Raw genomic sequence first — 21,769 nt, 5'->3', positions numbered from 1 at the left:
TATCCGCACGCAACTCCTAACAGCCCCAACTGGGAAGGCAACGCATGGACGCAATCAATTTTCTTCGTCAGGACCACAAGAGTGTGCTCGGTTTGTTGGAAACGCTCGACGGGGCGCCGTCGGGCGAGGGCGCTCAGGCGAGCGGCCTGGAAACCATGGTGAACAACCTCATCATCGCCGAATCGCAGCACGAAGCCATTGAGGAGCAGTTCTTCTGGCCCGCGGTGCGCGAAGCGATCGGCGACGGCCTCGTCGACAAAGCGCTCGAGCAGGAGCAGGCCGGAAAGAAGCTGCTGCAGCGTCTCGAGGACGGCAAGCCGGGCGACCCGGATTACCACGAAGCGTTGCAGGAATTCGTCACAGCGGGCCGCGAACACATCGCCTACGAACAGGATGAGGTGTGGCCGCAGGTCGAAACCGTGCTCAGCCGTGAGGATTTGGAGAAGATCGGCGAAAAGTTGGAAGCGGCAAAGAAGATCGCTCCGACCCGGCCGCACCCCGACACGCCGCCCAACCCGGCTGTGCTGAAAACGATGGGCATGGGGGCGGCGATCGTGGACCACGTCCGCGACGCGGTAACCGGCCGCGGCGAGGACAATCCGCCGGACCCGCAGATGCACTGAGCACATGGGAAGGGCCGGGCGCTGAGCAAAATTCGGCGCCCGGCCCTTCCACTTCTCCAATTAGCCGGTGGGAACGTGCTGTTCGTGGGTGAAGGGCTTCTCGGCGTTGACCGCCGGCGAACCCTGCGGGTTCTCCTTGGCGCCGGTGTTCTTGCGAGTGGTGCCGCCAAGCCACTGTTCCTCGGGCTTTTCGACGTACTCCCATTCCGTGCCCTCGGGCCAGGGACCCTGTCCTTGGTTCCACGGACCGCGAATGGACTCGCCACCGCCGTTGGACATGTTGAACGCCACGTTCTGGAAGCGCGGGTCGCCCGGCAGCTGTCCCGGCGGGAAGTTCACCGGGAGCTCGTTGAGCGCTGCGGTGAACTGCTGATAGTGCGCCACCTCGCGCGTCATCAGGAACGTCAGGGTGTCCTGCACGCCGGGGTCGTCGGTGAACTGCTTGAGATATTCGTAGACGACCTTGGCGCGCGATTCCGCCGCGACGTTGTTGCGCAGGTCCACAGTGGGATCACCGTTGGCGTCGATGTAGGCGCCGGTCCAGTTGTTTCCTCCGGAGTCCTTGACGTCCGGCCCACCGCCACTGAGCACCAGGAACAGCGGGTTGACCGCCACCGAGTGGATCAGGCCGTCGCGGCCGCCGCCGTTGGCCGCCACCGCCGGCATCCAGTCGCATTTCTCATTGGCGATCTTGAGGTTGTCGTTGAGCCCGTCGAGCAACATCGTGATCATCGATCCGACCATCTCGAGGTGGCTGAGCTCCTCGGTCGCAATATCCATGAACAGGTCATACATTTTCGGGTTCTTCTGCCGCAGCACGAATGCCTGGGTGAAGTACTGCAGCGCGGCGGTGAGTTCACCGTTGGCTCCGCCGAACTGGTCCATCAGCAGCGACGCGAAGCGAGGGTCGGGTTGGTCGACGCGAACCTCGAATTGAAGATCTTTGTTGTGCACAAACACTGGGGCTCCCTGGGGGTTGAGATCGGGTTGTCGACGCCGGGTACCCGGGGCCTTTTGCCCCAAACTCGGACGACAGCAACTCTCTCGGTGGCCAGCGCTCGGGCACCTCAGACGACCGCGGGGGTGACGCATCGTGGGACATCGTGGAGAATCCGGTTCCATGGAGCCTTTGGACGCGGCCGCTCGGCACGAGCTGGCTACGCGCATGGCGGAGCTATCCCGGGAGATCGCGGTGCCGCGTTCGCTCAACCGGGTTCTCGCCGACGTGACCACCGCGGCGGTGGAACTGATACCGGCGGCGGACCTCGCCGGGGTGTTGCTGGTCAAAGGGGGCGATGATTTCGAATCGCTCGCCGACACCGACAGCCTGGTCGCCAAACTCGACAAGCTGCAGCACGACTTCAATGAGGGCCCCTGCCACGACGCCGCGCTGAAGCAGACGATCGTGCGCACGGACGATCTCCGCAACGAGCCTCGCTGGCCGAAATACGCACCGGCCGCCGTCGAGCATGGCATCCTCAGCAGCCTCTCGTTCAAGCTCTACACCGCCGACCGCACCGCCGGCGCGCTCAACCTGTTCAGTTTCCGGCCCGGTGTGTGGGACACCGAAGCCGAAACCATCGGCACGGTGTTCGCCGCGCATGCCGCCTCAGCGATCATGGCCGGGCGGCACGGACAGCAGATGCAATCGGCCCTGTCCACGCGGGACCGCATCGGCCAGGCCAAGGGCATCATCATGGAGCGCTACGGCGTCGATGACGTGCGCGCCTTCGAATTGCTGCGCCGGCTTTCCCAGGAAAGCCAGACCAAGCTCATCGACGTCGCCCAGCGCGTGATCGACACCCGCAGCGCCGACTGAACCTCCGCCGCCCCGCTCTAGGATGGGGTGGCTTCATCAACGAGTCCGGCGCGGCGTTGCGCCGGGGATTGGTTGACCACGGTGTGGGACTTCGAAACAGACCCCGAGTACCAGGCAAGGCTGGACTGGGTTGAAAAATTCATGGCCGAAGAGCTCGAACCGCTCGATCTGGTCGCGCTCGACCCGTACGACAAGCAGAACGCCGAGATGATGGCCATCCTGCGGCCGTTGCAGCAGCAGGTGAAGGACCAGGGGTTGTGGGCCGCGCACCTGCGCCCGGAGTTGGGCGGCCAAGGCTTCGGTCAGGTCAAGCTGGCGCTGCTCAACGAGATCCTGGGCCGCTCGCGGTGGGCCCCGTCGGTGTTCGGCTGTCAGGCACCGGATTCCGGTAATGCCGAGATCCTCGCCCTGTTCGGCACCGACGAGCAGAAGGCGCGCTACCTGCAGCCGCTGCTGGACGGCGAAATCACCTCCTGTTATTCGATGACCGAACCGCAAGGCGGTTCTGACCCAGGGCAATTCGTCACCGCCGCAACCCGAGACGGCGACTACTGGGTGATCAATGGGGAGAAGTGGTTCTCCACCAACGCCAAACACGCGTCGTTCTTCATCGTCATGGCGGTGACGAATTCCGAGGCCCGCACCTACGACAAGATGTCACTGTTCATCGTTCCGGCCGAAACGCCCGGCATCGAGATCGTGCGCAACGTCGGCGTCGGAGCGGAGTCGTCAAAGCGCGCCACCCACGGCTACGTCCGCTACAACGACGTCCGGGTACCCGCCGACCATGTGCTGGGTGGCGAGGGACAGGCGTTCATGATCGCGCAGACCCGGCTCGGGGGCGGCCGGATTCACCACGCCATGCGCACAATTGCGTTGGCCCGCAGCGCCTTTGACATGATGTGCGAGCGCGCGGTGTCCCGCAAGACCCGGCACGGCCGGCTGTCCGATTTCCAGATGACCCAGGAGAAGATCGCCGACAGCTGGATCCAGATCGAGCAGTTCCGCCTGCTGGTGCTGCGCACCGCGTGGTTGATCGACAAGCACCACGACTACCAGAAGGTGCGGCGCGACATCGCGGCGGTGAAAGTGGCGATGCCCCAGGTGCTGCACGATGTCGCGCAGCGGGCGCTGCACCTACACGGCGCGCTCGGCGTCTCCGACGAGATGCCGTTCGTCAAGATGCTGGTGGCCGCCGAGTCGCTGGGTATCGCCGACGGTGCCACCGAGTTGCACAAGATGACTGTCGCCCGCCGGACCCTGCGCGAATACGAGCCGGTGACAACGCCTTTCCCGTCGGCTCACATACCGACCCGGCGCGCCGAAGCGCAGGCGCGACTGGCCGAGCGGCTCGAACACGCCGTCGCCGAGTTCTAGCTACGCGCGCCGCGACCTCAGGCGACGAAACGGACGACGCTTTCGGCCACGCACGCCGGCTTGGCCGATCCCTCGATCTCGACGGTGGTCGAGATGGTCGCCTGCACTGCGCCGTTACCGACGTCGTCGACGCTGACCAACGAACTCTGCGCGCGTACCCGGGAGCCGACCGGAACCGGTGCGGGGAAACGAACCTTGTTGAGGCCGTAGTTGATTGCCAGCTTGATGCCGTTGACTGTGTAGATCTGATGCTGCAGCCGGGGCAGCAGCGCCAAGGTCATGAAACCGTGGGCGATGGTCGTGCCGAACGGGCCCGACGCGGCCCGTTCCGGGTCGACGTGAATCCACTGGTGGTCACCGGTCGCATCGGCGAACAGGTTGACGTCTTCCTGGGTGATCGTGACCCAGTCGCTGTGCCCGAGAGCTTCGCCCGCGGCGGCGGCAAGCTCGGTAACTGATTCGAAGGTGCGCATTCGAGTTCTCCTTGGTTTCGGCTGCTAACAATAGCGCCGGAGCGCCACGTCATCGCCGGAGGTCACCGTTTCGGATGAGCTGTCGAGGGAACCCCACGCGCAACGCCACCTCTCCAGAAAAGGAAGCCACCATGCCAGATCACAAGGGCCACAAGACCGAGGAAGACGTGGACGCTGAGAACCACCAGACTCAGTCCCGCGCCGCCGCGGGTGAGGAAGACGGCTCGTACGTGGGCGCGGCGGGCTCCGACGATTCCTTCGACGCCGGTGAGTCGGGCGCCGAAGCCCGCAGTCAAGACGGCTAGCGCCATCCGCGAGGGCGGTAGGGCTGCGCCGAAAGCTACCCGAGTGCGCCGATCGCGGCCTGCAGCTTGGCGGTGGCCTGGTCCGCCACGTCTTGCAGAGCGCCAGGCTCGGCCGTCACTTTGACCATCAGCTGAGGATCCATCGCCTCGACCAGAACCGCATCCGCATCGCCGGCGGGATCGGACCGCACCACCACGTTGCACGGCAGCAACTGGCCGATCTCGCGGTGGATGTCCAGCGCGCGATGCGCCAGCACCGGGTTGCAGGCCCCCAGGATCAAATAGTTCTCCATGTCCTCGCCGAGCTTTTGCTTCAGCGTGGCCTGCACGTCGATGGTGGTCAGTACGCCGAAACCCTGGTCGGCCAGGGCTTTCGTCGTCCGATCCACCGCGTCCTCGAACGAGGTGTGCAGTGTGGTGCTCAATCCTGATGTCATTTGTCCTCCTGTTTTGGCGTGGCACTAGCCAGAAATGCGCGGCGATCCCGCCTAGGCCGCGGTGCGGGGCCGCTGCAGCTGAGTGAACTGGGGAATTGCGGCCAGGGCGGCCACCGCGTCGAACAGGGCGAGGGCGGCGTCGGCGTCGGGCAGGGCCGTCAGGACGGGCCCGAAGAAGGTGTGTTCGCCGATACGCAGGATCGGGCTGCCGCCGGTTTCGCCGAGCGCGTCCTGTCCGTCCTGGTGTGCTCGCCTGACAATGTCGTCCAGTGTTGCGTCCGAGGTGGCGGCGGGGGTGACGTCACGAACGCCCGCCGCATCCAGCACCTCCGCGACCAGCGAGTCGGTGAGAGGCTGCGATTGCTCGAAGTACCGCTCGCCGAAGGCGAAATACGCGGCGGTCCAACCCGCGCTGCCGTGGTCGCGGACGATCGCGGCCATCAGCCGCCCGACCTGCTGCGAGTCACGCATCCGGGCCTGGTGCGCGGGCGACAGTTCGCTTCCCTCGTTGAGGACGGCCAGGTTCATCAGCCGCCAATCGGTGGCCAGCCCGGTCTTCTCGGCGACGGCACGCAGCCAGCGCGCGGTGTTCCACGTGTACGGACACACCGGGTCCAGCCACAGCGTCGCAGCCGGTTTGGTCGAATTACGTTGGACGGCAGACATTTTCGCTCCTTTTCGTCGCGCTAGGCAATCACGCCAGGCTCAGGAACAGCTTCTCCAATTCGTCGATCGACACGGCCGGCTGATCGTGCCCTCGCGTGATGCAGTCGCGCAGGCCCGAGGCGATGATCTTGAAACCCGCGCGGTCCAAGGCCTTTGACACCGCAGCCAGCTGGGTGACGACGTCTTTGCACCCACGGCCCTGCTCGATCATTGAGATGACCCCCCCGAGCTGACCGTGCGCCCGGCGTAACCGGGTGAGCACGGCATCGATATCGCCGGGGCGATGCCCCGCACCGACTTTCGTGCGCGGTGCGCTGCCGTTACCTTCGATCACCATGTCTGCTTTATACCATACCCCGTAGGGTATCTGCCGCTGGCCAATCGGCCGTCGATCCCGCTTAGCGCAAGATGGGTTTGTGAGGCTGCTGCTGATTGCCGATACCCACATTCCCAAACGCGCCCGCGACCTGCCGGCCCAGGTCTGGGATGAGGTGGCCGCGGCCGACGTCGTCGTGCACGCGGGCGACTGGATAGCACCCGAATTCCTCGATGAGCTAGAGGCCCGGGCGGCAAGGCTGGTGGGGTGCTGGGGCAACAACGACGGCGCGGCGCTGCGGGCGCGACTGCCGGAACGGGCCGACGTGACGCTGGCCGGGGTCCGGCTGACGGTCGTGCACGAGACCGGCGCCGCGACCGGACGCGACACGCGGATGGCGCGGCTCTATCCCGACACCCACGTGCTGGTCTTCGGGCACAGCCACATCCCGTGGGACACCACCACCGACAACGGCTTACGGCTGCTCAATCCCGGGTCACCGACGGACCGCCGCCGCCAACCCTTCTGCACCTATATGACGGCGCGCGCCGCGGATGGCGAGCTGACCGAGGTCGCGCTGCATCGCCTGCCCCGGTAGCGGGTACATAACCCACGCACAGCTTCCCCACATAGATAGCTCGGCTACAGAGGTATTATGGGCGCAGATGAACTCACGCACAGATGTGGCCGGCGACTTGTTCGGCGTCGTCGGCAGGTTTCGCCGGCAACTCCGGCGGTCGGCGGGTCGCGGGTTCGATTCGGCGCGGTTGTCGGAGTCGCAGACGGAGCTGTTGTGGCTGGTCGGCCGTCGGCCGGGGATCTCGGTCAGCGCCGCGGCCGCCGAGTTGGGCCTGGTGCCCAACACCGCGTCGACCCTGGTCACCAAGTTGGTGTCCGCCGGGCTGCTGCTGCGGACTGCCGGCGACAGCGATCGCCGGGTGTGCCAACTGCGGCTGGCCGAGCCCGCCCAGCAGGTCGTCGACGCATCCCGCGCCACCCGGCGGGCGTTGCTGTCCGAGGTGATCGACGAGCTTGACGACGACCAAATCGAGGCTTTGACAAAGGGATTGGAGGTCCTCGACACGATGACCCGAAAAATGAGTGAGCGGCGATCATGAGCGCATCGCTGCCGATGGCGGTCGACGCCAGAAATGTGACCTACCGGTACGGTCAGTTCACCGCCGTCGATGACGTGACCCTGCAGGTACGGCCCGGTGAAACCATGGGCCTGCTGGGGCCCAACGGCGCCGGCAAGACGACCATGGTCCGGATGCTGACCACGTTGACCCCGGTGCAGCATGGCGAACTGCGCATCTTCGGGATGGACGCCCGCCGCCAGACCACCGACATTCGAAGCAATATCGGCTATGTGCCCCAACAGCTTTCGATCGAGCCCGCATTGACCGGCAGGCAAAACGTGCAGTGGTTCGCGCGGCTGTACGGGGTGCCCCGCGCCGAGCGCGCCGACCGCGTCGATCAGGCGCTGGTCGCCATGGATCTCATCGACGTGGCCGACCGGCTGGCGTCGTCCTATTCCGGTGGCATGGTCCGCCGCCTCGAGGTGGCGCAGGCGTTGGTCAACCGCCCGTCGCTGCTGGTGCTCGACGAGCCGACCGTCGGGCTGGATCCCATCGCGCGTGACGGCGTGTGGGCACAGGTGCAAAAGATGCAGGCCCAGTTCGGCATGACCGTGCTGCTTACCACCCACTACATGGAGGAAGCCAACGCGCTGTGCGACCGGGTCGCGCTGATGCACCGCGGTCAATTGCGGGCGGTCGGCACACCCGACAGGTTGAAGGCCAAGGTGTCTGCGAACGCCACGCTCGAGGATGTGTTCCGCCACTACGCGGCATCGGGTCTGGCCGATGACGCGGATCCCGCGGAAGCCACCGGGTCCATCCGTGAAATCCGTTCCAGCAGAAAGGTGGCTCGCCGTGTCGGTTGATAGCGCCGCCGGCTCGACACTGCTTCGCGCGCCCCACGGCTGGCAACGAGCCGGCGCGTTGGCCAGCCGCATCGGGGCGTTCGCGATCGTCGAACTGCAGAAGTTGCAGCACGACCGGACCGAACTGGTCACCCGGATGGTGCAGCCCGCGCTGTGGCTGTTGATCTTCGGGACCACGTTCAGCCACTTGCATGTCATCCCCACCGGATCGGTGTCATATCTGGCGTTCCTGGCGCCGGGGATCATCGCCCAGTCAGCGCTGTTCATCTCCATTTTCTATGGGATACAGATCATTTGGGACCGAGACGCCGGTGTGCTGGCCAAGCTCATGGTGACACCGGCGCCGGCTTCGGCGCTGATCACCGGCAAAGCGTTTGCGGCCGGGGTCCGGTCGGTGGCCCAGGTGGTCGGCGTGCTGGCGCTGGCGTACGCGATGGGTGTCGGCCTGACGGTCAATCCGTTGCGGATCGTGGCGGCGATGGCCATCGTCATGCTCGGCGCCGCCTTCTTCGCCTGTCTGTCCATGACGCTGGCCGGCTTGGTGCGCAGTCGCGACCGCCTGATGGGAATCGGGCAAGCGATCACGATGCCGTTGTTCTTCGCATCCAACGCCCTGTACCCGGTCGACGTGATGCCCGCGTGGCTGCACGTGCTGAGCAAGGTCAATCCCCTCAGTTACGAGGTGAACGCGCTGCGCGCGTTGTTGATCGGCACCCCATACAACCCCGCGGACATCGCGGTGCTGGTGGTCGCCGCGGTGCTCGGAATCGTCACGGCCTCAACGCTTTTGCGTCGCTTGGTGGCATGATCCGGCGCCGGCGATAGCGCATGCGCCAGCGCATCGCAAGGCAGGTGCACGGTTTCGAGAGCCGATCGTGACCCGACCGTGACGATTTCTGTGCGAGGCCCAATCGTTAGCCAACCGCGATCGGACATCCCGGCCGCGACAAACGAATTCATCCGTCCCGCTGTGTTTGACTCCCCGAGAACAGATTCGACCGCACCATGCGGCAGATGAAAGTTGGGATGGGTAGAGAGCTATGTCGTTCTTCGAAAAGTTGCGTGGCGCAGCGGCTACCATGCCGCGCCGACTGGCGATCGCGGCCATGGGGGCCTCCCTGCTGTCCGGTCTCGCCGTTGCCTCCGGCGGCTCCCCCGTCGCGGGGGCCTTCTCCAAGCCCGGCCTTCCGGTGGAATACCTCGAGGTGCCCTCGCCGTCGATGGGCCGCAACATCAAGGTCCAGTTCCAGGGCGGCGGATCGCACGCCGTGTACCTGCTCGACGGCCTGCGCGCGCAGGACGATTACAACGGCTGGGACATCAACACCCCGGCTTTCGAGGAGTTCTACCAGTCCGGCCTGTCGGTGATCATGCCGGTCGGCGGCCAGTCCAGCTTCTACAGCAACTGGTACCAGCCGTCCTCGGGTAACGGACAGAACTACACCTACAAGTGGGAGACCTTCCTGACGCAGGAGATGCCGCTGTGGATGCAGGCCAACAAGCAGGTCTCCCCGGCCGGCAACGCCGCCGTCGGGCTGTCCATGTCGGGCGGCTCCGCGCTGATCCTGGCGGCCTACTACCCGCAGCAGTTCCCGTACGCCGCCGCGTTGTCGGGCTTCCTCAACCCGTCCGAGGGCTGGTGGCCCACCCTGATCGGGCTGGCGATGAACGACGCGGGCGGCTACAACGCCAACAGCATGTGGGGGCCGTCCAGCGACCCGGCGTGGAAGCGCAACGACCCGATGGTCCAGATTCCGCGACTGGTCGCCAACAACACCCGCATCTGGGTCTACTGCGGTAACGGCACCCCCAGCGACCTCGGCGGCGACAACATGCCGGCCAAGTTCCTGGAGGGCATGACGCTGCGCACCAACGAGCAGTTCCAGAACAACTACGTGGCCGCCGGCGGACGCAACGGGGTGTTCAACTTCCCCGCCAACGGGACGCACTCGTGGCCCTACTGGAACCAGCAGTTGGTCGCGATGAAGCCCGACATCCTGCAAACCCTCAACACGGTCAACGCCGCGCCGGCTAGCGCCCCTACCGCTAACCCTCCCGCGGCCTGAGGCCAAGGCCAGCATCGGCAGTAGCGCACCGGTCAGCGCTACTGCCGATGCTTTTTCTCACGCCTCCTTGAGCAGGGCCCGGCGATCGGAGTGGAAGTACGTGTAGCCGGTGGTCAGCGCGCACACGACGGTGGCCACCACCAGCATCCACGTCCCGTTGACGAACAGGCTGATGAAGCCACCCACGGCGGCGCCCAGCACCAGGCTGGCGAACAGCAGAAAGTAGCCCAGCCAGTCGGCCGCCGACCCACCCGCGAGGTGGCGTTCGATGCCCTGGCCCATCTTCACCAGCGTGCCGGTCACGTAGCTCAGCGGGACCGACACCTCACCGTCCTTGACGAAGGACGTGTTCAAAGCCCCGATCCCGAACGCCACCAACATGATCGGCGCGAAATCGAGCAGGTTTTCGGTCCAGCCCTCGTCGATGACGTCGGCCACGGTGGCCGCCGCCAGGCTGAACGTCGTCAGCACCGTCGGCCCGTGCGGGTGCGCCACCCAGAAATGGCGCCGGCAGACCGACGCAATGATCACGCCGGCGACGAAGCACAGGATCAACACCCCCGCGGAGATCGACAGCACCACGTCCCCGCGGAAGTACCCCAGCGCCGCCCGCTGGGCGTTGCCTGTCATGAAGGTCACAAAGTATCCGGCGGAATGCGTATAGGCGGTCGCCCCCAAAATCCCGGCCAGCACCGCCAGCACCCACGACAACCGCGACTCACTGTTGTTGATCTCGTTCGGCACACGCACATGCTGTCAGACAGCCGCGGCACGCGCAGCGCACGCGAACGCTAGTGGGCGGTGAGACGAGCGATGGAGCGCAACGGAATCGGCAGCCAGCCCGGCCGGTGCCGCGCTTCGTAACCGGCCTCGTAGACGGCCTTGTCGAGCTCGTAGGCGGCCAGCAGCTGCGCCGAATCGCGCGGGTCTGTCCCGGAGGCGGCCGCATAGCCGTCGCAGAACGCGGTGCGGTTGCGTTCGACCCACTCGCGGGCCCGGGCGGCCAACTGCTTGTCGTCGGCTTGGTCGACCAATGGTCCGTACGCGGCGTACTCGAACGAGCGCAGCACGCCGGCCACGTCACGCAGCGGTGAATCCGGCGCTCGGCGTTCCTCGAGCGGCTGTCCCGGCTCGCCCTCGAAATCGATGAGCAGCCAGCGCTCCGGCGTGCGCAGCACCTGGCCCAGGTGCAGATCGCCGTGGACGCGCTGCACGGTGATCGTCTCGGTGACCAACTTCTGGAAGCGCTCTTCGATCGTCGTCGCGTGCTCCTCGAGCTCGGGCACCAGGGCCGCGGTCGCCGACAGCCGCGCCAGCACGTTGTCCACCGGGAACACGGCCTGCGAGGTTCCAAGCGTCTCGGCCAGGGTGGCGTGCACGGACGCCACGGCTTCGCCGAGCCGGTAGGACTCGCCGGCGAAGTCGCCGCCGACCTCGTACGCATACAGGTCGCCCTCGGCGAACAGGTCACGAACGCTCGCGGTGGCCATCGCCCAGCCCTCCGCGGAGTTGGCGGCGAACTCGGTCACCATGCCCAACGGCCACGCCGCGTCGGCGCTGCCGTCCGAACCGGTCATCTCGTAGGTGCCCAGCAACCGCGCGACGTGCGGGTTGCCGGCCCGGCCGAGCACGCGGTTCAGCTCGATGTCGGGGTTGATGCCGCTGCTGACGCGCCGGAACACCTTGAAGATCGCGTCGCGGTCGAAGATGACGCTGGTGTTGGACTGCTCGGCGTCCGAGACATGCGCCATCGCCTCCAGCGGAAGCTCGACGCCCGGCTCTTTGGCGAAACTCACCTCGGTGCCCGTCGCGTTGCGCACGGCCGACGAGTCGATCAAAGAGAGCAGGAACCGCGGCGCCTCGGCGTCGTACATCGCGTCGAACCCGGTCCGGCCGTCGGCGGAGCCGATGGTGGCGACGGTGCTGTACTCGGAGACCGGTCCGGCATCCCATCGCACGATCACCTGGTACCGGTGGCGGGAACCGTCGGCGTAGTCGGCGTCGACGAGGACCAGGTCGAGGTCGTCGTCGAGCGGGACGACCACGCTGGATTCGGCGCGCGTCAGTTCCCGGTTACGCCCGGCGTACCAACGTTGTTGCGGAAGCCACTCAGACCAGGGCAGCTTGGCTGGCTGAGTCATTTGCGCCACTCCTCCTCATGAGCACCAGTCTGCCTCGTCGCGGGGGTCGTCATGCGTCCTCCTCGCATCCGGTCAGCTGGAACCAGTAGAAGCCGTGTCCCGGCAGGGTGAGCAGGTAGGGCAGGTGGCCGATGCGCGGGAACTCGACGTGTCCGGTCAGCTCCACCGGTGTGCACCCGCTCCAATGCTGCAGATTCAGTTCGATCGGCTGCGGGAACCGCGACAGGTTGTTGACGCACAGCACGGTGTCGCCGTCGTCGGACACCTGCCGCACGAACGCCAGCACCGACGGGTTCGAGCCGCCCAGTTCTTCGAAGCTGCCGATCGCGAAGGCCTCGTGGCGGCGCCGCACCGCCAGCATCGTCCGGGTGAAGTTGAGCAGCGAGGTACTGGTGTCGCGTTGGGCCTCGACGTTGACCGCCTGATAGCCGTAGACGGAGTCCTGGCTGGGCGGCAGATAGAGCCGGCCGGGGTTCGCCTTGGAAAAGCCCGCGTTGCGGTCCGGCGTCCACTGCATCGGTGTGCGCACGCCGTCGCGGTCACCCAGCCAGATGACGTCACCCATGCCGATCTCGTCGCCGTAGTAGAGGACCGGCGAGCCGGGCAGCGACAGCAGCAGCGCGGTGAACAGCTCGATCTGATTGCGGTCGTTGTCCAGCAGCGGCGCCAGCCGGCGGCGGATGCCGACGTTCGCCTTCATCCGCGGATCCTTGGCGTACTCGGAGTACATGTAGTCACGCTCTTCATCGGTGACCATTTCCAGCGTCAACTCGTCGTGGTTGCGCAGGAAGATTCCCCACTGCGCCATGTCGGGGATCTCGGGCGTCTGGGCCAGGATCTCCGAAATCGGAAAGCGGGATTCGCGGCGCACCGCCATGAAGATGCGCGGCATCAGCGGGAAGTGGAACGCCATGTGGCACTCGTCGCCGCCGGTGGTGGCGTCGCCGAAGTACTCGACGACGTCGGCCGGCCACTGGTTGGCCTCGGCCAGCAGCACCCGGCCCGGGAATTCGTCGTCGATGACCTTGCGCACCCGCTTGAGGAAGGCGTGCGTCTCGGGCAGGTTCTCGCAGTTGGTGCCCTCGCGTTCGAACAGGTAGGGCACCGCGTCCAGCCGGAACCCGTCGATGCCCAGCTCGAGCCAGAAGCGCAGCACGTCGATCATCGCTTCCTGCACGGCCGGGTTGTCATAGTTCAGGTCGGGCTGGTGCGAGAAGAACCGGTGCCAGTAGAACTGCTTACGCACCGGGTCGAACGTCCAGTTCGACTCTTCGGTGTCGATGAAGATGATCCGGGCGTCGGTGTAGCGCTCGCTGGTGTCGCTCCACACGTAGAAGTCGCCGTACGGACCATCGGGGTCGTGCCGCGACTCCTGGAACCAGGGGTGCGAATCGGAGGTGTGGTTCATCACCAGGTCGGTGATGACCCGGATCCCCCGTTCGTGCGCGGCGTTGAGCAGCGCGACGAAATCCTCGACCGTCCCGAACTCGGGCAGCACCTTGTAGAAGTCCCGGATGTCGTAGCCGCCGTCGCGCAGGGGTGAGTCGTAGAAGGGCGGCAGCCAGATGCAGTCGATGCCCAGCCACTGCAGGTAGTCCAGTCGCTGCAGCAGCCCGCGCAGGTCGCCCGACCCGTCCGCATTGGCGTCCAGGAAGGCCCGCACCAGCACCTCGTAGAACACGGCGTGCTTGAACCACGTGGGGTCGGTGGGCAGCGCGGCGGCGTTGTTGAAGTCCTCGGCGTCGGGGTGCTCGACTACGCCGTCCTGGACGTGACTGCCCCCCTCGGGATGGTGCTCGACAGCTTCTCTTGCGTCGTTCATCAAATCCACGATGCCACGGGTACCCTAGGCGCGACTTTCGGAATCACGCCCACACGCTTGTGACGAAACACGCCCGGTGACAAACGAATTGGCCACCGCCGGGTCTCGCCGGCGTGGATGTCAGGCCGGCGGACCCTCCGCCAGTGTGATGTTCGCCGTACGCTCACCGCCGTCGTTGGACCGGTAGTGCACAGCGATGGTGTCGCCGGGGTGATGCGGAACGAGCACCTCGGTCATGGACGTCGCACCGGTGATCGCGACGTTGTCGACGCCGGTGATGACGTCGCCGGGCGCGATGCCGGCGGCCCCGGCGGGACCGGCACCGACCACCCGCTGCACCCGCGCGCCGTTGCCGTTGTTGTCCATCACACCCAGCCCGAGGAACGCCGTGGGGCCGATGTGAACCGTGTTCGAGCCGGCGCCGGAGCGGATCTGCCCGGCGACGCCCATCGCGCGCCCGATGGGAATGGCGAAGCCCTGCCCGCCGGACATCTTGTAGCTGTCGGTGGCGGCGGTGTCGACGCCGATCACCTGCCCGGCGTTGTTCACCAACGGCCCGCCGGAGTCACCCGGTTTGATCGGGGCGTCCGCCTGGATCAGGCCGCCCAGGCTCTCCTGCGCGCCGGTCAGGGTGTCCGTCGCCGAGACGCTCTGGTTCAAGGCGACGACCTTGCCGGTCACCGCGTTGGGGGTACCGCCTTGACCGTTGACGTTTCCGAGCGCGACGACGGGCTCTCCGACCGTGGCCTCGCCGCCGATCGCGGCGGTGGGCAGGCCGGACGCGCCGCGAAGTTGCAGCACCGCGATGTCCTGGGTGCGGTCATAGCCGATCACGTCGACGGCGTAGGTCTGCCCGTTGCCGACGTCGAATGCGCTGATGTCGGTGGCACCCGAGATCACGTGGTTGTTGGTGAGCACGACGCCGTTGGGGTCGATCACGATGCCGGTTCCGGCGCCCACCGCGTTGTTGTAGCCGAACTTGGTGTCGATGTTGACCACCTGCGGCCCGACCTGACCCACCATCGCCGACGGATCCAGCGGCGCCTGGGGGCGATCGGTGAACCGATCCAGCGCCAGGTTCGATGGTGACGCCGACGCCGGCGCAAGGCCCACACCGGATCCCCAGCCGAGGCCCAGTCCGACCACGGTCAGCACGCTGACCAACCATGACCACCGGACCGCGCGGCGGTGCGATTTGCTCATCGGTGTCACCCTCCTGCTTTGCGGTAGAGAACAAACTGTCCCGGCCTCAAGCTCTTGGCGGCACATTTGTGTGTATATAACCGTAATGCAGGTAGCTATGCATGGCATGTGTCAGGTTGTGATCGGCCTCGTCGGCACCCGCGCCGTCGTTAACCCCAGGTCCTAGGCTGACCCGGTGGGCGGATTCGACCCCAAAACCGGCTTCGCCGGGTCCCCGGTGGCCCGGCTGGCCACGGTCGGGCCCGGCGGCCAACCGCACGTGGTGCCGGTGGTCTTCGCGGTCGCCACCGATGCCCGGGACGGATCCGACGTGGTGTACACGGCCGTCGATGCGAAACCGAAAACGACAAGGCGGCTGCGCCGCCTGGCCAACATCGACAGCAATCCCCGCGTGAGCCTGCTGGTCGATCACTACGCCGACGACTGGACCCAGCTGTGGTGGGTGCGCGCCGACGGCGTCGCCACGATCCACACCGGTGGGGATGACGCCGACCTCGGATACCAACTGCTGCGCGCGAAATATCCCCAGTACCAATCGGTTTCGCTGGACGGCCCGGTGATCGCGGTGGCGGTGCAGCGTTGGTCGGGCTGGCACTACTGACCGGCGGCTCGGCCGGCTGCGGCGCGTGGGCCACTCGATCTGGCCCGACGGTCTTGTGGTCTACCGAAGTTGGGTGAATGGTAGCTAGTTAGGTGCTAGCGAGGTCAGCAACGGTGCGCCCGGGCAACCTGGAGGAAAGTCATGGCCGACAGGACAACTACTTCCCAAGGCGCGGGGAACGCCCCCACCGCGACCGGTCCGGACGAGATCCGCAACGTGGTGCTGGTGGGCCCGTCGGGCGGCGGCAAAACCACTCTCGTAGAAGCCTTGTTGGTCGCCGCCGGTGTGTTGACCCGAAGCGGCTCGGTTGCCGACGGCAGCACGGTCTGCGATTACGACGACGCCGAGATCCGCCAGCAACGGTCGGTGGGCGTGGCCGTGGCGTCCCTGTCGCATGACGGTGTCAAGGTCAATCTGGTCGACACACCCGGATACGCCGACTTCGTCGGCGAGTTGCGGGCCGGGCTGCGGGCCGCCGACTGCGCGCTGTTTGTGATCGCGGCCAACGAGGGCGTCGACGAGCCCACCAAATCGCTATGGCAGGAATGCAACCAGGTCGGCATGCCCCGCGCCGTGGTGATCACCAAGCTCGACCACACCCGCGCGAATTACGCCGAGGCCTTGGCCGCCGCACAGAATGCGTTCGGCGACAAGGTATTACCGCTCTACCTGCCCACCGACCTGCCCAACTGCAGCGGCCTGATCGGACTGCTGTCGCAGCAGCGCTACGAATACAGCGGCGGCACACGCACCGTGCGGTCACCCAATCCCTCCGACGCCGAGCACATCGAGGAAGCGCGCGGCGCCCTGATCGAAGGAATCATCGAGGAGTCCGAGGACGAGTCGCTGATGGAGCGCTATCTCGGGGGCGAGGCCATCGACGAATCCGTGCTCATCGCGGATCTGGAGCGGGCCGTCGCGCGGGCCTCGTTCTTTCCGGTGATCCCGGTCTGCAGCGGCAGCGGCGTCGGCACCCTGGAATTGCTGGAGGTCGCCACGCGCGGCTTCCCGTCTCCGAGGGAACACCCACTGCCGGAGGTCTTCACGCCGGTCGGTGCGCCGCACGCCACCCTGACGTGTGACGCGGACGGGCCGCTGCTCGCGGAGGTGGTGAAGACGACGTCGGACCCGTACGTGGGCAGGGTCAGCCTGGTCCGGGTGTTCTCCGGCACCATCAGGCCCGACACGACGGTCCATGTGTCGGGCCATTTTGCGTCGTTCTTCGGTGCCAGCAACGGCTCCAATTCTCAGGGCCATGTGCACCCCGACCACGACGAGGACGAGCGCGTCGGGGTGCTGTCCTTCCCGTTGGGCAAGCAGCAGCGCCCGGCGGCGACGGTGGTCGCGGGCGACATCTGCGCGATCGGGAAGCTGAGCCGCGCCGAAACGGGTGACACGCTCTCGGACAAGTCCGAGCCGTTGGTCTTGAAGCCCTGGACCATGCCCGAGCCCCTGTTGCCGGTCGCCATCGCCGCGCACGCCAAAACCGACGAGGACAAGCTGTCGGTGGGGCTGGGGCGGCTGGCCGCCGAGGATCCGACGCTGCGGATCGAGCAGAACTCCGAGACACACCAGATCGTGCTGTGGTGCATGGGCGAATCACACGCCGGGGTGGTGCTCGACGCGCTGGCCAATCGGTACGGGGTCACCGTCGATACCGTGGAACTGCGGGTCCCGCTACGAGAAACGTTCGGCGGCAAGGCGAAAGGCCACGGCCGCCACGTCAAGCAGTCCGGTGGGCACGGCCAGTACGCGGTGTGCGACATCGAGGTGGAGCCGCTGCCGGAGGGTTCGGGTTTCGAGTTCGTCGACAAGGTGGTCGGCGGCGCGGTGCCGCGCCAGTTCATTCCGAGCGTGGAGAAGGGCGTGCGCGCCCAGATGGAGAAGGGCGTGCACGCGGGCTACCCGGTGGTCGACATCCGCGTCACGCTGCTCGACGGCAAAGCGCACAGCGTCGACTCGTCGGACTTCGCTTTCCAGATGGCCGGCGCGCTGGCGCTGCGGGAGGCCGCCGCTGCGACCAAGGTGGCGCTGCTCGAGCCCATCGACGAGATCTCGGTCCTGGTGCCAGACGACTACGTCGGTGCGGTGATGGGTGACCTGTCCAGCCGGCGCGGCCGGGTGCTGGGCTCGGACACCGCGGGCAACGAGCGCACCGTGGTCAAAGCCGAGGTGCCCCAGGTGGAATTGACCCGTTACGCCATCGACCTGCGGTCGCTGGCGCACGGCGCGGCGTCGTTCACCCGGTCGTTCGTCCGCTACGAACCGATGCCGGAGTCCGCGGCCGCCCGGGTGAACGCCGCCGTTTAGGGCGCCTGCGCGTCAGGCTTTGCGACCGAACCGCTCGGCCACCGCCCGGCGGTCCAGCGAACCCTTTGCGGTGTGCGGCAATTCGTCGGCCTGCTGGAACTCGGCCGGCACCTCGAAGGGCGCCAGCCGGTCCCGGCAGAACGCCGCCAGTTCGTCGGGCGTCGGCGCGGCCGACCCGCGGGGGACGATCACCGCGGCCACCGCCTCGCCGTACAGCTTGTCGGGCACCCCGAACACGCCGACCTCGAGCACGCCGGGGTGGCTGGCCAGGACGCCCTCGACGCGCTCCGGCGAAATCTTCTCCCCGCCGCGGTTGATGAGCTCCTTGATCCGGCCGCGGATGACAAGGTCGCCGGCCGGCGACAGAGTGCCCAGGTCACCGGTGTGCAACCACCCCTCGGTGAAGTTGGCGGCGGTGATGGACGGGTCGCCGAGGTAACCGCGCACCACGGTGGGGCCGTGCAGCCAGACCTCGCCGACGGCCTCCGCGGGCAGCGCCTGACCGCCGGGCCCGACGATCCGGATTTCCGGGCCTGTCGACCGGCCCACGAGACCCGGTGTGGCACCGGGGTTTTCGCTATGCCCAGCACCGTCGATGGCGGTCGTCGCCACCTGGTGGGTCGACTCGGTCATCCCGAATGCGCACACCACCGGCGCGGAGAACGTGTCATGCAGCGCCTGGGCAGTCTCGGCGGTCAGCGGCGCGCTGCAACTACGGATGAACCGCAGGGCGGGCGTGCTGCCCGGCTGCTCGGTTCGCGCGCGCTCCAACAGGATTTGATGGATCGTCGGGACGGCGGTGTACCAGGTGGCGCCGACGGCCTCGATGTCCTCCCAGAACGTATGCGCGGAGAACTTTCCGCGCGCCGGCAGCAGCACCGCTCCCCCGGACACCAGCGTGCCCAGCAGCGCGGCGAGCAGCCCGTGCCCGTGGTAGAGCGGCATCACCGCCACCGTCGCGTCCCGCGGACCCAGCCCGTACCCCGCGATGATGGCCGCCACCGACCCGGTGATGTTGTGGTGAGTCCACGGAACCATCTTGGGCACACCGGTGGTTCCGCCGGTGAACATGATCATGGCGTCGTCGTCGCGCAACCCCTGCGGTGTGGCCACCTCGCGACGGGGCGCCGCGGCGGCGTCCAGGCTGACCGCCGGGGCGGTGCCGTCCGGCCCGACCGTCACCGCGATGGGCCACCACGGCGGCGCGGCCGGATCATTGTCGGCGTCACCGGGTTGGTCGACGAGCACCACCCGGGCACCGACCGCCTCGCTGCGGGCCCGCTGGTCGGCCAGGGGCAGAGCCGGATCCAGCGGAACCGCAACGAGATCCGCGCGCGACGCCCCAAGCAACCCGACGACAAACTCGGCGTTGCTGCCGGCGCGCAGCGCGACCCGATCCCCCGGCCGCAGGCCACCGGCCTTCAGTTGGGCGGCCAGATCATCGACCAGCCCGATCAGGTCTCGATAGTTGATGGGTATGCGGTCGGCGGTGACGACCAACGCCCGCGCCTCCGGCGACCGGTGCGCCGCCGCCTCGACCAGGTCCGCCAGGCGGGGGCTCGCGGATTCGGTCAACCCCTCGCCGCTGTCAATCACCTCGGATGTCATCGCCGCACTCCTTCCACTTCGGCTGCCGATGCCAACCCTGCCGCGCGGCCTTCTCGGCCGTCCAATATCGATTCGCTCACGATCGATAACCGCCGGCTATCGAACTGCCCTCACAGCGCTTTGACCTGGCACGATAGACAACGCGAATCGCCGGATAGCGCCTTCGTCTTGGACACGCGGTGTGCGCTGGGGCCACAGTGATGGCTACGGCAGTACCCGCCCCGGCGCACCCACCCGCCGACCGCACGCATCCGAGGAGTCGCCACATGTCCACAGCTTCGGCATCTGGAATCCCGGCGCCGGAACCGACGCGCCTGACCGACGGCTTTCACCTCGTGGTGGACGCGCTGAAGGCCAACGGCGTCGAGACCATCTACGGCATCGTCGGCATCCCGATCACCGACCTCGCCCGCGTCGCGCAGGCGTCCGGAATCCGCTACATCGGTTTCCGCCAGGAAACCTCGGCCGGAAATGCCGCCGCCGCAGCCGGGTTCCTGACCCGCCGGCCCGGGGTGTGCCTCACGACGTCCGGGCCCGGCTTCCTCAACGGCCTGCCCGCGTTGGCGAACGCGACCACGAATTGCTTTCCGATGATTCAGATTTCCGGCTCCAGCAATCGAGCGCTGGTGGATCTGCAGCGCGGCGATTATCAGGACCTCGACCAACTCAACGCCGCGAAGCCGTTCGCCAAGGCCGCTTATCGGATCGGCCGGATCGAGGACATCGGGCGCGGCATCGCGCGCGCCATTCGCACCGCGGTCTCGGGACGGCCCGGCGGCGTCTACCTGGACATCCCCGGCGAGGTGCTGGGCCAGGCCATGGACGCCGGCGCCGCGGCGGACACGATCTGGCGGGTCGTCGACCCCGCGCCCCGCCAGCTGCCGGCGCCCGACGCGATCGACCGTGCGCTGGACGTGCTGACCCAAGCGCGGCGGCCGCTGATCGTGCTCGGCAAAGGCGCGGCGTATGCCCAGGCCGACAACGCGATTCGGAAGTTCGTCGAGACCACCGGCATTCCGTTCCTGCCCATGTCGATGGCCAAAGGCCTACTTCCGGATTCGCACCCGCAGTCGGCCGCGGCAGCCCGCTCACTGGCGATCGCGCGGGCCGACGCCGTCCTGCTGGTCGGCGCCCGGCTGAATTGGCTGCTGGGCCATGGGGATTCGCCACAGTGGAACGCGAACGCCAAATTCGTGCAGGTGGACATCGCCGCTTGCGAGTTCGACAGCAACCAGCGCATCGCCGCGCCGCTGGCCGGCGACATCGGTTCGGTGCTGTCGGCACTGTGTGACGGCGTGGCCGCCCGGCCGATCACCGCGCCACCGGAGTGGGCCGGCGAGCTGGCCGAGCGCAGAGCCCGCAACGACGCCAAGATGCGCGAGCGCCTGGCCGACGATCCGCACCCGATGCGGTTTTACAACGCCTTGGGCGCGATTCGCTCCGTCCTGCAGGACAACCGGGACGTGTATGTCGTCAACGAAGGAGCCAACGCGCTCGATCTGGCCCGCAATGTCATCGACATGGAGCTGCCGCGCCACCGGCTCGACACGGGCACCTGGGGCGTGATGGGCATCGGGATGGGGTATGCGATCGGCGCGGCCGTCGAGACCGGCAAACCGGTGGTCGCGATCGAGGGCGACAGCGCATTCGGCTTCAGCGGCATGGAGATCGAAACCATCTGCCGCTACCGCCTGCCGGTCACCGTCGTCATCCTCAACAACGGCGGCGTCTACCGCGGCGACGAGGCCGCACCCGGCACCGCCGCGCGCGGCTCGGACCCGGCACCGACCGTGTTGAACGCCCGGGCGCACCACGAGCTGCTCGCGGAAGCGTTCGGCGGCAAGGGATATCACGTCACCACCCCGTCGGAGCTGCGCGCCGCGCTGGCCGAAGCGATCGGCGCCGGGGGGCCGTCGATCATCGACTGCGAACTCGACCCGGCGGCGGGGGTGGAGAGCGGACATCTGGCCAACCTGAACCCGGCCAGCGCGGCGACACCGCCTGCGGCGGTCAACGCCGGCGGGTAAGCCCTAACAGCTGCGCGTCGAAGAACTCGT

General features: G+C 67.2%; 22 protein-coding genes. 12 read left to right on the top strand and 10 right to left on the bottom strand.

What is annotated here, in order from left to right; translation table 11 throughout:
* The first annotated feature begins 44 nt into the window (after nt 1–44).
* Nucleotides 45–623 (top strand): hemerythrin domain-containing protein, encoded by a 579-nt coding sequence (locus A5622_RS25615; RefSeq protein WP_066882028.1) that lies wholly within the window; start codon nt 45–47, stop codon nt 621–623.
* Nucleotides 624–683: 60 nt separating this feature from the next.
* On the opposite strand, the gene A5622_RS25610 is transcribed toward A5622_RS25615, so the two are convergent.
* On the bottom strand, nt 684–1,583 hold the full coding sequence (locus tag A5622_RS25610) for a manganese catalase family protein (RefSeq protein ID WP_066882027.1): 900 nt from the start codon (nt 1,581–1,583) through the stop codon (nt 684–686).
* Between the two features lie 160 nt (nt 1,584–1,743).
* Between A5622_RS25610 and A5622_RS25605 the strand changes: the two genes are divergently transcribed.
* On the top strand, nt 1,744–2,442 hold the full coding sequence (locus tag A5622_RS25605) for a GAF and ANTAR domain-containing protein (protein ID WP_066868154.1): 699 nt from the start codon (nt 1,744–1,746) through the stop codon (nt 2,440–2,442).
* Nucleotides 2,443–2,523: 81 nt separating this feature from the next.
* Nucleotides 2,524–3,819: an acyl-CoA dehydrogenase family protein gene (locus tag A5622_RS25600; RefSeq protein WP_066882102.1), complete on the top strand. Its 1,296-nt coding sequence runs from the start codon at nt 2,524–2,526 to the stop codon at nt 3,817–3,819.
* A 17-nt stretch (nt 3,820–3,836) separates the two neighbouring features.
* Here the strand turns inward: A5622_RS25600 and A5622_RS25595 are convergent, their stop codons facing one another.
* Nucleotides 3,837–4,292: a MaoC family dehydratase gene (locus tag A5622_RS25595; RefSeq protein WP_066868150.1), complete on the bottom strand. Its 456-nt coding sequence runs from the start codon at nt 4,290–4,292 to the stop codon at nt 3,837–3,839.
* A gap of 131 nt (nt 4,293–4,423) precedes the next feature.
* Here A5622_RS25595 and A5622_RS29890 point away from each other — a divergent pair, with 131 nt between their 5' ends.
* Entirely contained in the window at nt 4,424–4,597 is a 174-nt protein-coding gene (locus A5622_RS29890) for a hypothetical protein (protein WP_197498032.1), read from the top strand.
* 35 nt (nt 4,598–4,632) lie between these two features.
* Here the strand turns inward: A5622_RS29890 and A5622_RS25590 are convergent, their stop codons facing one another.
* Genes A5622_RS25590 through A5622_RS25580 form a run of 3 tightly spaced genes read right to left on the bottom strand, consistent with a single transcriptional unit; the run spans nt 4,633 to nt 6,037 of the window.
* On the bottom strand, nt 4,633–5,034 hold the full coding sequence (locus A5622_RS25590) for a DUF302 domain-containing protein (protein ID WP_066868148.1): 402 nt from the start codon (nt 5,032–5,034) through the stop codon (nt 4,633–4,635).
* A gap of 51 nt (nt 5,035–5,085) precedes the next feature.
* A complete protein-coding gene (locus A5622_RS25585) occupies nt 5,086–5,700 on the bottom strand; it encodes a hypothetical protein (RefSeq protein WP_066882025.1) in 615 nt (204 codons plus the stop codon).
* Between the two features lie 28 nt (nt 5,701–5,728).
* Nucleotides 5,729–6,037, bottom strand: a complete 309-nt coding sequence (locus A5622_RS25580; protein ID WP_066882023.1) for a metal-sensitive transcriptional regulator — start codon at nt 6,035–6,037, stop codon at nt 5,729–5,731.
* Nucleotides 6,038–6,116: 79 nt separating this feature from the next.
* Between A5622_RS25580 and A5622_RS25575 the strand changes: the two genes are divergently transcribed.
* The 5 genes from A5622_RS25575 to ag85C all read left to right on the top strand — a co-directional run bounded on the left by A5622_RS25575 (nt 6,117) and on the right by ag85C (nt 10,027).
* Nucleotides 6,117–6,614, top strand: coding sequence for a metallophosphoesterase (locus A5622_RS25575; protein WP_066868141.1), 498 nt, complete (start codon nt 6,117–6,119; stop codon nt 6,612–6,614).
* 67 nt (nt 6,615–6,681) lie between these two features.
* Entirely contained in the window at nt 6,682–7,134 is a 453-nt protein-coding gene (locus A5622_RS25570; RefSeq protein ID WP_066868139.1) for a MarR family winged helix-turn-helix transcriptional regulator, read from the top strand.
* Entirely contained in the window at nt 7,131–7,961 is an 831-nt protein-coding gene (locus A5622_RS25565; protein WP_066882021.1) for an ATP-binding cassette domain-containing protein, read from the top strand. Before A5622_RS25570 ends, A5622_RS25565 begins: the two co-directional genes overlap by 4 nt.
* Nucleotides 7,951–8,769: an ABC transporter permease gene (locus A5622_RS25560; RefSeq protein ID WP_066868134.1), complete on the top strand. Its 819-nt coding sequence runs from the start codon at nt 7,951–7,953 to the stop codon at nt 8,767–8,769. Before A5622_RS25565 ends, A5622_RS25560 begins: the two co-directional genes overlap by 11 nt.
* A gap of 232 nt (nt 8,770–9,001) precedes the next feature.
* On the top strand, nt 9,002–10,027 hold the full coding sequence (gene ag85C, locus A5622_RS25555; protein ID WP_066868130.1) for a diacylglycerol acyltransferase/mycolyltransferase Ag85C: 1,026 nt from the start codon (nt 9,002–9,004) through the stop codon (nt 10,025–10,027).
* 57 nt (nt 10,028–10,084) lie between these two features.
* On the opposite strand, the gene A5622_RS25550 is transcribed toward ag85C, so the two are convergent.
* The 4 genes from A5622_RS25550 to A5622_RS25535 all read right to left on the bottom strand — a co-directional run bounded on the left by A5622_RS25550 (nt 10,085) and on the right by A5622_RS25535 (nt 15,193).
* Nucleotides 10,085–10,771 carry a YoaK family protein gene (locus tag A5622_RS25550; RefSeq protein WP_066868128.1) on the bottom strand — a complete coding sequence of 229 codons (687 nt, stop codon included), beginning with the start codon at nt 10,769–10,771 and terminating at the stop codon, nt 10,085–10,087.
* Nucleotides 10,772–10,818: 47 nt separating this feature from the next.
* Entirely contained in the window at nt 10,819–12,168 is a 1,350-nt protein-coding gene (locus A5622_RS25545) for a maltokinase (RefSeq protein ID WP_066882019.1), read from the bottom strand.
* A 49-nt stretch (nt 12,169–12,217) separates the two neighbouring features.
* A complete protein-coding gene (gene treS, locus A5622_RS25540; RefSeq protein ID WP_066882100.1) occupies nt 12,218–13,990 on the bottom strand; it encodes a maltose alpha-D-glucosyltransferase in 1,773 nt (590 codons plus the stop codon).
* 120 nt (nt 13,991–14,110) lie between these two features.
* Entirely contained in the window at nt 14,111–15,193 is a 1,083-nt protein-coding gene (locus A5622_RS25535; protein ID WP_066868122.1) for a S1C family serine protease, read from the bottom strand.
* Between the two features lie 175 nt (nt 15,194–15,368).
* Between A5622_RS25535 and A5622_RS25530 the strand changes: the two genes are divergently transcribed.
* Entirely contained in the window at nt 15,369–15,794 is a 426-nt protein-coding gene (locus A5622_RS25530; protein ID WP_066882017.1) for a TIGR03668 family PPOX class F420-dependent oxidoreductase, read from the top strand.
* 141 nt (nt 15,795–15,935) lie between these two features.
* Nucleotides 15,936–18,104 (top strand): elongation factor G-like protein EF-G2, encoded by a 2,169-nt coding sequence (locus tag A5622_RS25525; protein ID WP_066882015.1) that lies wholly within the window; start codon nt 15,936–15,938, stop codon nt 18,102–18,104.
* 12 nt (nt 18,105–18,116) lie between these two features.
* On the opposite strand, the gene A5622_RS25520 is transcribed toward A5622_RS25525, so the two are convergent.
* Nucleotides 18,117–19,712, bottom strand: a complete 1,596-nt coding sequence (locus A5622_RS25520) for a FadD7 family fatty acid--CoA ligase (protein WP_066882014.1) — start codon at nt 19,710–19,712, stop codon at nt 18,117–18,119.
* A gap of 266 nt (nt 19,713–19,978) precedes the next feature.
* Here A5622_RS25520 and oxc point away from each other — a divergent pair, with 266 nt between their 5' ends.
* The gene (gene oxc / locus A5622_RS25515; RefSeq protein WP_066882011.1) at nt 19,979–21,739 is read left to right on the top strand and encodes an oxalyl-CoA decarboxylase; all 1,761 of its coding nucleotides are present in this window, start codon (nt 19,979–19,981) and stop codon (nt 21,737–21,739) included.
* The last annotated feature ends 30 nt before the right edge of the window (nt 21,740–21,769 follow it).

It is taken from the genome of Mycobacterium sp. 1245801.1 (assembly GCF_001673055.1).
In the GTDB taxonomy this organism is placed as follows: Bacteria; Actinomycetota; Actinomycetes; order Mycobacteriales; family Mycobacteriaceae; genus Mycobacterium; species Mycobacterium europaeum_A.
This window is presented reverse-complemented; position numbering and strand designations above follow the sequence as displayed.

Bases quoted from the DNA above. Each gene is read 5' to 3' on its own strand.
- A5622_RS25615 (WP_066882028.1), top strand. From the start codon at position 45: ATGGACGCAATCAATTTTCTTCGTCAGGACCACAAGAGTGTGCTCGGT.
- A5622_RS25605 (WP_066868154.1), top strand. From the start codon at position 1,744: ATGGAGCCTTTGGACGCGGCCGCTCGGCACGAGCTGGCTACGCGCATG.
- A5622_RS25595 (WP_066868150.1), bottom strand. From the start codon at position 4,292: ATGCGCACCTTCGAATCAGTTACCGAGCTTGCCGCCGCCGCGGGCGAA.
- A5622_RS29890 (WP_197498032.1), top strand. From the start codon at position 4,424: ATGCCAGATCACAAGGGCCACAAGACCGAGGAAGACGTGGACGCTGAG.
- A5622_RS25590 (WP_066868148.1), bottom strand. From the start codon at position 5,034: ATGACATCAGGATTGAGCACCACACTGCACACCTCGTTCGAGGACGCG.
- A5622_RS25585 (WP_066882025.1), bottom strand. From the start codon at position 5,700: ATGTCTGCCGTCCAACGTAATTCGACCAAACCGGCTGCGACGCTGTGG.
- A5622_RS25580 (WP_066882023.1), bottom strand. From the start codon at position 6,037: ATGGTGATCGAAGGTAACGGCAGCGCACCGCGCACGAAAGTCGGTGCG.
- A5622_RS25570 (WP_066868139.1), top strand. From the start codon at position 6,682: ATGAACTCACGCACAGATGTGGCCGGCGACTTGTTCGGCGTCGTCGGC.
- A5622_RS25565 (WP_066882021.1), top strand. From the start codon at position 7,131: ATGAGCGCATCGCTGCCGATGGCGGTCGACGCCAGAAATGTGACCTAC.
- ag85C (WP_066868130.1), top strand. From the start codon at position 9,002: ATGTCGTTCTTCGAAAAGTTGCGTGGCGCAGCGGCTACCATGCCGCGC.
- A5622_RS25545 (WP_066882019.1), bottom strand. From the start codon at position 12,168: ATGACTCAGCCAGCCAAGCTGCCCTGGTCTGAGTGGCTTCCGCAACAA.
- treS (WP_066882100.1), bottom strand. From the start codon at position 13,990: ATGAACGACGCAAGAGAAGCTGTCGAGCACCATCCCGAGGGGGGCAGT.
- A5622_RS25535 (WP_066868122.1), bottom strand. From the start codon at position 15,193: ATGAGCAAATCGCACCGCCGCGCGGTCCGGTGGTCATGGTTGGTCAGC.
- A5622_RS25525 (WP_066882015.1), top strand. From the start codon at position 15,936: ATGGCCGACAGGACAACTACTTCCCAAGGCGCGGGGAACGCCCCCACC.
- A5622_RS25520 (WP_066882014.1), bottom strand. From the start codon at position 19,712: ATGACATCCGAGGTGATTGACAGCGGCGAGGGGTTGACCGAATCCGCG.
- oxc (WP_066882011.1), top strand. From the start codon at position 19,979: ATGTCCACAGCTTCGGCATCTGGAATCCCGGCGCCGGAACCGACGCGC.